This is a genomic window from Pseudoalteromonas sp. EB27 (assembly GCF_001974875.1).
Taxonomy (GTDB): domain Bacteria; phylum Pseudomonadota; class Gammaproteobacteria; order Enterobacterales; family Alteromonadaceae; genus Pseudoalteromonas.
This window is the reverse complement of the sequence record NZ_MTQD01000007.1, coordinates 1-12,234: the sequence shown is the minus strand read 5'-3', so window position 1 is coordinate 12,234 and position 12,234 is coordinate 1. Positions and strand designations below refer to the sequence as shown.

The 12,234-nt window shown below is 38.3% G+C and carries 13 protein-coding genes; 8 read left to right on the top strand and 5 right to left on the bottom strand.

The features are described 5' to 3' along the window. The first annotated feature begins 91 nt into the window (after positions 1 to 91). Positions 92 to 565, top strand: coding sequence for a hypothetical protein (locus tag BW142_RS09160; RefSeq protein WP_076924669.1), 474 nt, complete (start codon positions 92 to 94; stop codon positions 563 to 565). 20 nt (positions 566 to 585) lie between these two features. Here the strand turns inward: BW142_RS09160 and BW142_RS09155 are convergent, their stop codons facing one another. The 3 genes from BW142_RS09155 to BW142_RS09145 form a co-directional block, all read right to left on the bottom strand. Beyond that, on the bottom strand, positions 586 to 1,845 hold the full coding sequence (locus BW142_RS09155) for a Y-family DNA polymerase (RefSeq protein WP_076924668.1): 1,260 nt from the start codon (positions 1,843 to 1,845) through the stop codon (positions 586 to 588). Next, positions 1,833 to 2,246: a S24 family peptidase gene (locus tag BW142_RS09150; protein ID WP_076924667.1), complete on the bottom strand. Its 414-nt coding sequence runs from the start codon at positions 2,244 to 2,246 to the stop codon at positions 1,833 to 1,835. The genes BW142_RS09155 and BW142_RS09150 overlap by 13 nt, the downstream gene beginning before the upstream one ends. 81 nt (positions 2,247 to 2,327) lie before the next feature. Further along, on the bottom strand, positions 2,328 to 2,747 hold the full coding sequence (locus tag BW142_RS09145) for a MarR family winged helix-turn-helix transcriptional regulator (protein WP_076924666.1): 420 nt from the start codon (positions 2,745 to 2,747) through the stop codon (positions 2,328 to 2,330). A 122-nt stretch (positions 2,748 to 2,869) separates the two neighbouring features. Here BW142_RS09145 and BW142_RS09140 point away from each other — a divergent pair, with 122 nt between their 5' ends. The 3 genes from BW142_RS09140 to BW142_RS09130 all read left to right on the top strand — a co-directional run bounded on the left by BW142_RS09140 (position 2,870) and on the right by BW142_RS09130 (position 6,042). Continuing rightward, positions 2,870 to 3,613 (top strand): siderophore-interacting protein, encoded by a 744-nt coding sequence (locus BW142_RS09140; RefSeq protein WP_076924665.1) that lies wholly within the window; start codon positions 2,870 to 2,872, stop codon positions 3,611 to 3,613. Between the two features lie 141 nt (positions 3,614 to 3,754). After that, positions 3,755 to 4,744: an LLM class flavin-dependent oxidoreductase gene (locus BW142_RS09135; RefSeq protein WP_076924664.1), complete on the top strand. Its 990-nt coding sequence runs from the start codon at positions 3,755 to 3,757 to the stop codon at positions 4,742 to 4,744. Positions 4,745 to 5,028: 284 nt separating this feature from the next. Further along, positions 5,029 to 6,042, top strand: coding sequence for a patatin family protein (locus BW142_RS09130; RefSeq protein ID WP_076924663.1), 1,014 nt, complete (start codon positions 5,029 to 5,031; stop codon positions 6,040 to 6,042). A 229-nt stretch (positions 6,043 to 6,271) separates the two neighbouring features. On the opposite strand, the gene BW142_RS09125 is transcribed toward BW142_RS09130, so the two are convergent. Beyond that, positions 6,272 to 6,703 carry an Lrp/AsnC family transcriptional regulator gene (locus BW142_RS09125; RefSeq protein ID WP_004334897.1) on the bottom strand — a complete coding sequence of 144 codons (432 nt, stop codon included), beginning with the start codon at positions 6,701 to 6,703 and terminating at the stop codon, positions 6,272 to 6,274. Positions 6,704 to 6,874: 171 nt separating this feature from the next. Here BW142_RS09125 and BW142_RS09120 point away from each other — a divergent pair, with 171 nt between their 5' ends. From BW142_RS09120 to BW142_RS09105, 4 genes are all read left to right on the top strand, one after another. Further along, entirely contained in the window at positions 6,875 to 7,948 is a 1,074-nt protein-coding gene (locus BW142_RS09120; RefSeq protein WP_076924662.1) for an ornithine cyclodeaminase, read from the top strand. Then, complete coding sequence (ctlX, locus tag BW142_RS09115; protein ID WP_024605142.1) at positions 7,945 to 8,856, top strand: citrulline utilization hydrolase CtlX; 912 nt, start codon at positions 7,945 to 7,947, stop codon at positions 8,854 to 8,856. Before BW142_RS09120 ends, ctlX begins: the two co-directional genes overlap by 4 nt. Before the next feature lie 126 nt (positions 8,857 to 8,982). Further along, positions 8,983 to 10,389, top strand: a complete 1,407-nt coding sequence (locus BW142_RS09110) for an alanine/glycine:cation symporter family protein (protein WP_076924661.1) — start codon at positions 8,983 to 8,985, stop codon at positions 10,387 to 10,389. Between the two features lie 139 nt (positions 10,390 to 10,528). Further along, entirely contained in the window at positions 10,529 to 11,557 is a 1,029-nt protein-coding gene (locus BW142_RS09105; RefSeq protein WP_076924660.1) for a patatin-like phospholipase family protein, read from the top strand. A gap of 85 nt (positions 11,558 to 11,642) precedes the next feature. Here BW142_RS09105 and BW142_RS09100 read toward each other — a convergent pair. Continuing rightward, a partial coding sequence (locus tag BW142_RS09100) for a hypothetical protein (RefSeq protein WP_216351712.1) occupies positions 11,643 to 12,234 on the bottom strand: 592 nt, incomplete at its 5' end.

The window sequence follows — 12,234 nt, the reverse complement described above, 5'->3', positions numbered from 1 at the left end:
GGGCTTTTTGTTTTATGAACTAAATGTATTTTAAGTGAGTATAGGTAGGAGTGTGTTATGCTATTTTTACTAGTAATGAGTTGGAATTTTAATGAGTTATCGTAAAGTTTTATTATGTTTAAGCTGTTTATTTCTAAGCAATGTACTTTTTGCTAAAACTGCTACGCCAAGTAATAAGAGCCGTTTTATTCCTTTATTAAAAACAAAGCTAGGCGATTATAAGGTGGTTTCAGCAAGCTCTTCGCTTTGTGTTGATAGTCAATTGAGTTTAATAAACCCAGTGTATCCCGGTGCCGGTTTTAAATTAGGTTCGCAAATTGTATTTGGATCGCTCCACAATGGCACTCGCACTGTTAAAAAACCAAACTTTTGTTTTATAACCAGTACGCTTAAATACAAAAGTGATGGCCTTGAAAACGGTTTAAGAATGAGCCGTTGTGAAAACCCTGCAAACGAAAAAACAATCAGTCAAAGTATCAAATTTTTAGCTGATAACACACTAAAATACACGTTAAGCGAACCTAGTGTAGAGTGCACATTTAAAAAAGCAGACGAGAGCAAATAAAGCATCTACTAAGTAGTAAATCATTCGCAGTATATTTTAGGAATATCGCGCCAACGTGTAGTGTACTGCGGCGATAAAAAGTCACGATTCATGTGCCATCGGTCATTTAATTTACTGCTTGCAAGGCTGAGCATCCCTTTCCCGTATCGATTGTTTATTGTATCTAGGCATTGCATAAGCTTTGGATTATCAGGGCTTTTATTAAACAAGTCACTTTGCTGAAACTGTTCTGATATTAGCTCTACAGCACCCACACCACACTTATAAAATCGGATCCCCGGTTTATAAATCTCATTAAATACCTCAGATACAGCATTAGCCATTACACAGGTGTCGTTAGTGGGTGAGGGGAACTTATACACAAACGACTTTTTATAATATCTGTTTTCGTGCGCGCCACTGGCTGCAAAAATATAAAGCTGGTGAGTGAGAGAGCGTTGCGCTCTTAGTTTATTAGCCACTGTAGTTACATGGTTAATTAACGCCGTTTTAAGGGCTGTTGGCTCGCATATGCGCTCTCCAAAACTACGGGTCGAATAAATCTCCCGCTTGTCTTGTCGTACATCATCCCAGTTCAAACATGTTATTCCGTTAAGCTCGCTTACTGTACGTTCAACCACCACACTAAATGCACGGCGCATTGCTCTAGGGTTTTGCTGAGCAAGATCCCAAGCGGTGTGTATATTCATTATTTTAAGCTTTTTAGCTAGCCGCCGACCTATTCCCCAGACATCTTCGCAGCTCATTCTTTGTAAAATAGCTTGGCGAGTTTGCTCGTTATTTATTACAGCTACACCATTAAAACCACTGAGCTTTTTAGCGGCGTGGTTAGCGGCTTTTGCTAAAGTAGGAGTCGGGCCAAAACCTACACCTACAGGAAGCTTTGTTTCGCGCCATACTGTTCGCCTTATTGTATGGCCGTATTCGTGCCAGTCTTTAATTAATGATGTGTAGCCATTAAAGTGCAAAAACGATTCATCAATACTGTATATGTGTTGTGTATCGCAAAAGCGGCCAATGGTATTCATCATCTTGTCGCTTAAATCAGCATAAAGCTCGTAATTGCTAGAGCGAATAACAACGTTGTTCTGCTCAAGTAAATGCTTAACTTTAAAGTACGGGCCAAATTTAGGAATATTTAAGCGCCGAGCAATAGGGCAAATAGCGCATACACAGCCATCGTTATTGGTAAGTACAACCACAGGTTTGGAGCGAATAGCAGGGTCGAATACTTTTTCGGCACTGGCATAAAATGACACAGCATCAACTAAGGCATACATTTTAGTAACTCTGGGCTTTGCCTGTGCATTCTTATTGATAGCGTTACTACGCCTTCGAGCTGAAACTCGTCTGCAGAGGTTAGTTGTACAGGCTTATGTAAAGAAGAAGCAGAAAGCAGTCGTCCATTGGTTTTATCAAGTAGTTTGCATACAAAAAGACCATTTAAGTTAGCAACAATAACATCGCCATTTTCTGCAGGCTCTGCACGGTCGATAACTAATAAGTCACCTTCAAAAATTCCGACTTCTTGCATAGAGTTACCCGATGCAATACCAATAAATGTAGCATCTGGATGCTTTATTAAAAGCTCATCAAGGGTTACACCTAGCTCGGTGTACTGCGCTGCGGGGGATTCAAAACCACACACGCCTGCTTCTATATAAATGGGAATAACAAACATAACACAACCTAAAACGCATATACTGTATAAGTGTACAGTATATGCGTTTTATGTAAGTTATGCCAAGAAATGTATGGCTGATCAATTCATGTTTTTGATCATTTGTTGCGCGGTATCTAAAAAGTCTTTGATTTGTTGGGGGTTTAAGTTTTTACACATTTGATTATTTATTTTTTGCTCTGAGGCTAATAACTTATCAAAAAGAACTTTACCTTGCTCTGTAAGCGACAAAATAAAACAGCGCTTATCGTGCTCACTTGCCTGCTTATCAATAAGGTTTAAGGCAATAAGATCTTTAATTAGCCTCGCTATTTGCGCTTTGTCGCGCTGCGTTTTAGTAACAATATCGTTAGCCGTACAGTTATTTACGTTTGCGATAATATGTATGCAGCGTACGTGCATAGCATTAATACCAAGTTCGCCTGCGTTAATTGCTTCGCGAATTGTTACACGGTAATTTTGCATTAATTCAAACAACGTATTTGATAAGGGCGTATTCATAAGATTCTCAATATGGTTGACAAAGTCAATTAGTTTGCTATAGTTGATTTTATCAACCAATGGGGCGTTGTGCAATACCTGCTTCTATAGCAGCCAATTATTAATGTAAAACGAGGTAATACATGAGTAAACAAGTTCGCAAAGCCAACGTATTAAGTACAGAGCAAATTACACCCCACCTACAGCGGATTGTTGTAGGCTCTGATGATTTTAAAGACTTAACCTCAGAGTATATTGGTAACTATGTAAAAGTACTGATCCCAAAAAATGGTGAAGTAGATTTTAACTTAAAAACAGCCTGTATACGGTCATATACAATAAGGCATGTAGATGCACAAACAGGCGCGCTAACGCTTGATTTTGTTATAAATATGCACCAAGGCCCTGCAACTGACTGGGTTAAAATTGCAAAAGTAGGCGACGAGCTAGGTATTGCAGGCCCTGGCCCTAAAAAGCTAGATAATTATGAGCATTCGCATTATGTATTACTAGGCGATTTAACATCGGTAAATGCAATAAAAGGGTATGCGCAGCAATTACCTTTAACTTCAAAAATTGATGCTTTTGTACATGCGCCCACTGAGCAAGATATTATTGATTTAGAAACAAATCGCGATATAAACTGGGTAATTACCGATAGTGCTGATACAGCAATGCTAAGCGCACTTAAAAGTTTGCACATTACATCAGAGCCGCCCATTATATTTATGGCATTGGAAGCTGGGCTTGTTCGCAAAGCAAAAGCATTGTTAACAGAGCAACTCAATATACCGCGCGGTAATATTATTTCCTCTGGTTATTGGAAAAAAGGCGTAGACTCAGAAGGCTATAAAAAGCAGCGCCAACGTGATGCACAGCTTGTCTGAATACCTTAGAGCAAAATAACATATACCTATTTTGCTCTAATACCTCTGCGTAACTTGAATTGACCTAATGGCAGACCCATTTAAGTGTTTTATGCTAATGATGAAACCCATTATTAGCATGCATTTTTAGGAGCTGCTATTTTGTTAAATTCCATTCCTTTTTCGTTATTAGAACTTGCCCCCATGATCAAAGGGGACAGCGTTGCTAACACTCTTCATAAAAGTACTAAATACGCACAGCGAGCAGATGAGCTTGGCTTTAATCGCTTTTGGCTTGCTGAGCATCATAATATGCCAGGTATTATTTGTGCAGCTACTTCAATTTTGGTTGGCCACATTGCAGGTAATACTAAAAAGATACGTGTAGGCTCAGGCGGAATAATGTTACCAAACCACTCCCCATTAGTTGTTGCTGAACAATTTGGTACATTAGAGAGCTTATATCCTGGGCGAATAGATTTAGGATTAGGGCGTGCACCAGGCAGTGACCAAGTAACGAGTCGTGCGCTGAATAACGATATGAGCCGTGCTGAAAATTTCCCGGGTGAAGTAACTGAGCTGCAAACATTGTTAGGTCCTTACAACGGTACGCATCCTATACGTGCTATACCGGGTGAAAACACAAACGTTCCTATTTGGTTATTAGGCTCGAGTTTATTTAGCGCGCAGCTAGCGGCGCAAAAAGGACTACCGTATGTATTTGCAGGGCACTTTGCACCGCGGTTTGTGTACGATGCAATAGCATTGTATAAGCGCGAATTTAAAGCATCAAGTGTACTTGATAAGCCTTACGTAATGCTTGCACTACCTTTAGTGGCAGCAGACACCGACGATGAAGCGCAATACCTGTCGACTACTTCTAAGCAACGTGTGCTCGAACTCATACGCGGTAACGAGCTGTGGCTAAAACCACCTGTTGAAAGCATGGACGGGTTGTGGAGTGAACAAGAACGCGCTCATGTAGAGAACTTTTTAAGTCTAAGCGTAGTAGGCGGGCATGTAAGTATTAAACACAAGTTAGAGATGATAGCGAAGCAGCTAGAAGTTGATGAGTTTATATTTACCAATGATGTATTTGATAGTGAAAAACGCCACCGTGCACTCGAAATTTTAATGGAAATAAAGCACTAAAATATAGTTAGTTAAGCAAGCGTACACTCTGGGCTTGTTAACATACAGACATCATCGAAAGTTAAACTCTTTTAACTCATTTTATTAACTTTAAGTGATGTCTGTATTTGCTATTTAAATATTCAAAGTAAAATTGATTGCTATTTTCAATATCTATTTTTGCTTTGCATAGCGTTCTGTTTTTTCAATCGAACTGATTTAAATAATCCATTTTAAGATATTACTTTTATTTTTTATAATGTAGGTATTAAACCAAACGTCATTAAATTAAAGGTAGGTACACCGTGAGCTCTCTAAACACCGCAACAGCTAATTCAGTTAATCAAACAGCGCAGCCAAAAGTTGCACTGATTGCTGAAGGTGGCGGACAGCGAGGGATATTTACAGCCGGTGTACTGGATGCGTGGTTAGAGCAAAGCTACGACCCATTTGATTTATTTATTGGCACTTCTGCAGGTTCGCAAAACCTAACTAGCTACTTAGCTCGTCAAAAAGGCTATGCTAAACGCCTAATTAGAGGGCTTTCGCGTAACAAGCGTTTTTTTCAGCTTGGTCGTGGGTTAATGGGTAAGCACATAGTAGACCTAGATTGGTACTTTGACAAAACGACTGAAGTAAAAAGAGCCATAGATTTTAAAACGGCAAAAACCAGTTTAGGTGAGCGCGAACTGCTTATTACAGCAACAAATGCACGAGACAGAAAGCCGTATTATTTATCACCAACAGGTGAAGATAATCAATGGCGTGATCTTTTAAAGGCGTCAAGCGCACTGCCATTTTTGTACAAACAAGGCGTAAAATTGACACCTTGGTTAGATGCAAAAGCAGCGAACGAAGCTCACTTGGTCGAAGAGAAAACACAAGCTGATTTTTATCTCGATGGCGGCTTAGCAGCACCATTGCCTGTACGTGAAGCTTACAACCGAGGTGCACGTAAAATTGTGGTAATAAGAACGGTTGACGCTAACTTTCAAGCGCAATCTGCATGGGTACAAAAGCTAAGAACATTTGCTATAGCATCGGGTTATTGTCCAAAAACATTAGACTACTTAATACAGCACGAGAAGGCTTATTTAGATGAGCTTGAGTTTATTGCAAATCCACCTGATGATGTAGAAATAATCCAAATTTTTGCAAACGAAAAACTGCATAGCAAATTATTAGGTAGCTCTAATAACGATTTACGCTTTGATCATAAATTAGGCTTGGCTGCAGGTCGATCTTATTTAGCACAGCAAAGCCAATTCGAGATCAGCAACACGCATAACTATACGCAAAGCGAATATAGTTACAATTAAACCAAATTCTTGTACCTAGATTGCAAATAGTACTGCAACTTAAAATTGCAGTACTATTCTTCATTTAAATGACACCCACCTAAATTTGTATGTTTATTAACCCCTAGATTCTGGCGCTTCAATTCTTTAAAACTATAAATGGGTGTCATTCTAAATTTTTAAATTAGCTAAAATTATTGTGAACACTTAAATAATATAAATGGGTGTCATTTTAAACCTAAAAATAAACCTAAGTTGATGAGAGTAATATGCTCGTTTCACTATTTAAAATACCGTCTATTTCTCTTACTTGCCTAAGTACTCCATCAAACTCACTTAAATTCGCGGCCTGTATCTCTGCTACCAAATCCCAAGCACCATTGGTAGTGTGCAATTTTGTAAGTTCGGGTATACCACGCATAGTTTTAATAACTTGAGAAGTTGATTTACCAATCACTTCCACCATCATAATTGCACGAACGGCTTCGGTTTCTATGTGTTCATGCACTCTTATAGTAAACCCCAAAATAGCGCCTGAACTCACTAATCGATCTAATCTATTTTGCACTGTCCCGCGTGACACATTTAAAGAACTTGCTAAAGCAGAGATAGAGGCGCGACCGTCTTTTCGTAATTCAGCAATTAAAGCGTTATCAAGGGAATCGTAAATATAAGGAGTCATAAATTAAACCTTTTAGAGCATAGCCTACTAAAATACACAATTTGTATATACCTGCATAGCAAAGTGATAAAAATTAATAAAATTTGTATAACTAATTGCCATATTAAATAGCATGCGGCCTCGCTAAACTTGTTTTAAATTAACTAATACATTTATTTAAGAGGTTTCAATATGAGTCATTTTATAGCACAGCCAAAACAAGGCGTTCCGTTCGTTAGCGTTCAGGCAATGGCTAAGCTTATAAATAGCTTAGGTATCGAAAACGTTTTGTTAGAGCTAACACATAAATTAGAAACCGACTTTGCTCGTTGGAAAGAGTTTGATAAATCACCTCGTTATGCAGCACACTCACCAGAGGGTGTAATAGAGCTAATGCCTGTGAGTGATGGCCAGATGTTCAGCTGTAAATATGTAAACGGTCACCCAAAAAACACCTTTCGAGAACTTCAAACAGTCGCTGCATTTGGTATTTTAGCCGATGTAGATAGTGGTTATCCGGTAATGATCAGCGAAATGTGCCTACTAACAGCGCTACGTACAGCGGCTACATCGGCGCTGGTGGCTAAGTATTTAGCACCAAAAAACTCAACAACACTTACATTAATTGGTAATGGGGCACAGTCTGAGTTTCAGGCACTGGCATTTAAAGCTGTATTGGGCATAACCCATATTCGTTTATACGATATAGATGCAAACGCGTCTAAAAAAGCATTTACTAATTTAAGTGCTTATGGGTTAAACGTAACTATTTGTAATAGCGCACAGGAAGCTGTGCAAGGTGCGCACATTATTACAACCTGCACCGCCGATAAAACCAATGCTACAATTTTAACAAACGACATGATCCCACAAGGTGTGCACATTAATGCCATAGGTGGCGATTGCCCAGGTAAAACAGAGTTAGATGCTAAATTACTCGAGCGCGCTAATGTATTTGTAGAGTACGAGCCACAAACTCGAATAGAGGGCGAAATACAACAAATGAGTGAAAGCTTTGTTGTAACTGATTTTCATAAAGTCGTTAATAAGCAATCGCTTGGCCGTACTAGCCAAGACGAATTAACTATTTTTGATGGTGTAGGCTTTGCGAGCGAAGACTTTACAGCGCTTGTATTTATACGCGATCAACTTATTAAAAGCGGTGAATTTACATTGCTCGATTTAATTACACAGCAAGCCGATCCGCGCAACTTGTTTTCGGTACTTAATACAGAGCAAACATCAGCACAAGAGCACGTAGCATGAGCCACGTAAATCAAGCTCCGAGTGCGGTTGTTATGGTACGTCCGCATCACTTTACGTCTAACCCACAAACAATGCTCGACAATGCATTTCAAAGTGAATGCTTAGCACCAAATCAAAGTGAACAAGCATATAACGAAGTCACAAATGCAGTAAAATTATTAAAAAATGAAGGGGTAAAAGTTCACCTTTTTGAAGATGAGCAAACACAGACTCCCGACTCTGTGTTTCCAAATAATTGGTTTTCTACTCATCAAAGTGGGGAATTAATAATCTACCCAATGTTTGTAGAAAACAGAAGGTTAGAATATCGAAAAGATATTATTGATTTTTTAACGGATCACTATAAAGTGACGGTTGTGACTGATTATGCGCATTTGGCGAAAGAAAATTCATTCCTGGAAGGCACGGGCTCACTGGTTCTCGATCATCAATATAAACTGGCTTATGCAGCAAAATCTAAAAGAACAACTCAATCGGTTGTTAATACAGTTTGTAATTTGCTCGCATTAAAACCCGTTATATTTAATGCATATGATGAAAAAGGTACAGCGGTATATCACACTAATGTATTAATGTGCGTTGCAACTGAGTTTGTAATGGTTGGCTTAAACATGGTGCCAAGTGAGGAGCGTAAAGCGCTAGTTACTCATTTTTTACAAAGCCACCACGAAGTAATTGATTTATCACTCGATCAAATTAATCAATTTTGTGGTAACGCCATAGAGTTACAAGGTGACAATGGCCGTATTTTAGCGTTATCGCAAACAGCATTTAATGCGCTCACAACAGCACAAATAGCAGCCATACAAAAAACGGCTAAGCTTGTACCGTTACCGATTCCTACCATTGAGTCGGCTGGTGGATCAGTTAGATGCATGATTGCAGGAGTTCATTTGCAAAACAAATAATGTATAGTTTTAAGGCAGCAAAAAGTATGGCTGCCTTATTAGTACAAAATTTAAGTCGATGTCGTAAGCAAAAGCCGTTATATCCGCAACAGGATACTAATATAAAAATATAAGAAGGAATTAGCAATGTTCGATACCGTCGTCAAAAGCGTAAACAACCTTTTGTGGGGAGAAGGTCAGGTACTTATTTATATACTCTTGTTTACAGGAATATGGTTTTCAGTACGACTAAAAGCAATTCAAATACTTAAATTTAAACATATGTTTAGCCTTTTAAAAGGCAGTAGCAAATGTAAAAAAGACGACATTTCATCATTCCAAGCATTGTGTACAGGGCTTTGCGCACGAGTAGGCACTGGTAATTTAGCCGGTGTGGCTGTGGCAATTTCACTTGGCGGCAGCGGTGCAATATTTTGGATGTGGGTAATAGCCATATTGGGTATGGCTACAGGCTTTGCTGAAAGCGTACTTGGGCAAGTATATAAAGTGCGAGATAGTGGCGGCGAGTTTAGAGGCGGCCCTGCGTATTATATTCAACAAGGTTTGGGTAGTCGAGCATTCGCAATTGTGTTTGCCGCGTGTTTGTTTTTAGGTTACGGCTTTACGTTTAGTGCAATGCAAACTAACACAATTACCGACGCACTTAATTACGCGTTTGAAGTTCCTACATTTTATTCAGGCCTGGTTATTACCGTACTAGCCGGCTCAATTATACTCGGTGGCTTTAAAGCAATTGCCCGATTTGCAGAGCGTGTTGTGCCAATAATGGGCATTGTGTTTGTACTTGCTGCCGTAATTATTACTATTATAAATTTCACGCAAGTACCTGCCATGCTTAAAGATATATTTTTATCGGCGTTTGGTTTACAAGAAGCTGGGGCAGGGGCGATGGGCGCAGCCATTAAAAACGGTATACAACGTGGTTTATATTCTAATGAGGCCGGTGCAGGTAGTGTTCCGCATGCTTCAGCAAGCGCCAGCCCAATTCCTAATCACCCTGTAACGCAAGGTTACATACAAATGCTAGGCGTATTTTTCGATACAATAGTACTGTGTAGCTGTACCGCGGTGATCATTTTATTAGCCGATATAGACATAAGCGGCGAAATGGAAGGCATTCGTTTAACACAAAGCGCTATGACTGCTCACTTAGCACAAGGTGGTGTTTATTTTGTCGCAGCTGCTATTACCTTATTTGCTTTTACATCGGTGGTGGCAAATTACGCCTATGCAGAGAGCAACTTGCACTTATTTAAGCTCGACAACAAAGTAGGGCGCGGCATTTACACTTTGCTTTATTTATCAATGATGTTGTGGGGCGCGTCGGCCACATTAAAAGAAGTATGGGATTTAGCCGATATTGCCTTAGGGTTAATGACAGTGGTTAACGTTATCGCTATTATACTGTTAACGCCGACTATTTTGTCTGTTACGAGCGATTACCACGCACAAAGAGACAAAGGTTTAGAGCCCGAATTTAAAGTAAAAGATGTAAAGGTACAGGGCAAATGCGAAGACGGCATTTGGGACTAACTCACGTATTTTAAGCACACTTAACTATAAAAAGCGGTTTTATGGCAACATAAAGCCGCTTTTCATTTTGCATAAGTATTCACTTTCAGTGTTGTAAAAATAACTGAAAAAAACCAAAATTAAAGGCATAATTTTTTAAATGATCGAGATTCACGCAGGGAAAACAGCGGCTAAAATTATTAACGAACAGGGCTTTAAACCTGAACTTTTCACCTCTTTTTTAGGTGCAAGTGGCGGTCCTAAATGGTTTACATTATTTGGGTTAGATAAATATATTTTTGGTGAATTTTTTAAAAACCGTACCCAACCACTTAATTTAATTGGCTCATCTGCCGGCGCTTTTCGCTCTGCGTGTTTTGCACAAAACGATCCCGTTGCTGCCATTGAGCGATTAGCAAAATCGTATTCGCAAACTAGGTACTCAAGTAATAAACCAACACCAAATGAAATAACAATAAAAGCGCGCGCATTACTTGAAGATGTTTTTGGCGATAACGGCGTAACCGAAATTATAAATAACCCAATATTTAAAGCGCACTTTATAGTAGCAAAATCGAATGGCTTTATTGCCAGCGAAAATAAATTAATACAGTTAATGGGTTTATCAAAAAGTTATATGTTAAACCGCGTTAACCGAAAATTATTAGGCTCGCAGTATGAGCGTTTTATATTTGGCCCAGCAACAAGTGACTTATCAATTACCGATACCTACAATTTTAAAACACAAAACATAGCGCTTACTCAAAATAATTTAAAAGATGCATTACTTGCATCGGGTTCAATACCACTTGTTATGCAGGGCATAAAAAATATTGCAGGCTCGCCGCAAGGTATATATCGCGATGGCGGAATAATTGACTACCACTTTGATTTAAAAATTAATAACCCAGGCTTAATTTTATATCCGCATTTTAATAGCGAGCCAAAAGCAGGGTGGTTCGATAAAAATTTAAAACGTAAAGTATCACCCCTTAATTACGACAACGTGGTGATGATTACTCCATCAAAAGAATTTGTAGCAAGCTTACCTTACGGAAAAATTCCAGACAGAAATGACTTTACCGATCTTGATGCCGATACACGTATTAAATATTGGAATACCGTTTTTAGTGAAACTGAAAAATTGGCTGAGGCATTTGACGATAAATTAAATAACTTAAATGATTAATATCATGACAACCAAAAAATATGCTATGTTATAAATTATATGAAGGGTGATAAACCCTTTTTTAAGAATCTTATAAATAATAAGTTTAAGCAAAAACAGTCATGTTTTTATTTTTATAATCTTCTAACTCTAAGCAAATTATATGGTATTTGTAAAAATCATTAAGAAGAAAATTCATACCTGAATTATTGACCATTTGTACGAAAGCAGGACTCTTTAGGTTATCGGAAGTTTTCAATAGCGAACAGGATTCTAATTTTAAGATGATATGTGCATATTCACTTTGCAAAAAAAGTGTTAAAGAAATTATTTTTTCAATTGAAGCTCGAGTTTCCTCGCATCTAAAAATAATATATTCTCTCCAATTTGTATTTCTATTTTCTGTAGCGAGTAATAAAGGCGCTTCATCAGCTAGTGCTAAATTAGAAAGTATTTTATATAAGTCTTCTTCTCTTAGTTGAGGGGTAATGGCCGTATTATAGTTTTTATTACCAGTTAACCTTTGATCTAAAGAAATCATTAGGCTCTTATGTTCAGACAATACTTTATTTGTTAGACCCGATATATATGGCAAAGTATATTGAAAATCTTTCCTTTCTTTTAAATGAACAACAATGAAATAGAATATATAACTGGAAATAAATGAAACAGATAAATTGAAATGTAAATCCTCATAT

What these genes read in the sequence shown, in the direction of transcription:
- BW142_RS09160 (WP_076924669.1), top strand. Translation starts at nt 92, where the DNA reads ATGAGTTATCGTAAAGTTTTATTATGTTTAAGCTGTTTATTTCTAAGC.
- BW142_RS09155 (WP_076924668.1), bottom strand. Translation starts at nt 1,845, where the DNA reads ATGTATGCCTTAGTTGATGCTGTGTCATTTTATGCCAGTGCCGAAAAA.
- BW142_RS09150 (WP_076924667.1), bottom strand. Translation starts at nt 2,246, where the DNA reads ATGTTTGTTATTCCCATTTATATAGAAGCAGGCGTGTGTGGTTTTGAA.
- BW142_RS09145 (WP_076924666.1), bottom strand. Translation starts at nt 2,747, where the DNA reads ATGAATACGCCCTTATCAAATACGTTGTTTGAATTAATGCAAAATTAC.
- BW142_RS09140 (WP_076924665.1), top strand. Translation starts at nt 2,870, where the DNA reads ATGAGTAAACAAGTTCGCAAAGCCAACGTATTAAGTACAGAGCAAATT.
- BW142_RS09125 (WP_004334897.1), bottom strand. Translation starts at nt 6,703, where the DNA reads ATGACTCCTTATATTTACGATTCCCTTGATAACGCTTTAATTGCTGAA.
- BW142_RS09120 (WP_076924662.1), top strand. Translation starts at nt 6,875, where the DNA reads ATGAGTCATTTTATAGCACAGCCAAAACAAGGCGTTCCGTTCGTTAGC.
- ctlX (WP_024605142.1), top strand. Translation starts at nt 7,945, where the DNA reads ATGAGCCACGTAAATCAAGCTCCGAGTGCGGTTGTTATGGTACGTCCG.
- BW142_RS09110 (WP_076924661.1), top strand. Translation starts at nt 8,983, where the DNA reads ATGTTCGATACCGTCGTCAAAAGCGTAAACAACCTTTTGTGGGGAGAA.
- BW142_RS09105 (WP_076924660.1), top strand. Translation starts at nt 10,529, where the DNA reads ATGATCGAGATTCACGCAGGGAAAACAGCGGCTAAAATTATTAACGAA.